This window comes from Streptomyces sp. SID5785, from assembly GCF_009870065.1.
Classification (GTDB): domain Bacteria; phylum Actinomycetota; class Actinomycetes; order Streptomycetales; family Streptomycetaceae; genus Streptomyces.
Genome location: NZ_WWIA01000723.1, coordinates 1 through 235 on the forward strand (window position 1 = coordinate 1; position 235 = coordinate 235).

The window sequence follows — 235 nt, forward strand, 5'->3', positions numbered from 1 at the left end:
GACGAGCCGCTGCTCGAGGTCTCCACCGACAAGGTCGACACCGAGATCCCCTCGCCCGTCGCCGGTGTTCTCCTGGAGATCACCGTCGCCGAGGACGAGACCGCCGAGGTCGGCGCCAAGCTCGCCGTCATCGGTGCGCCCGGTGCCGCTCCGGCCGCCGCCGCTCCCGCTGCCCCGGCCGCTCCGGCCGCGGCCCCGGCTGCCGCTCCGGCCGCCCCCGCGGCCCCGGCTGCTC

Annotated in this window: 1 protein-coding gene; it reads left to right on the top strand. The window is 78.3% G+C overall.

The window, feature by feature from the left end:
- On the top strand, positions 1-235 hold a 235-nt coding region (locus GTW43_RS23540; RefSeq protein ID WP_343246099.1), incomplete at both ends, for a biotin/lipoyl-containing protein.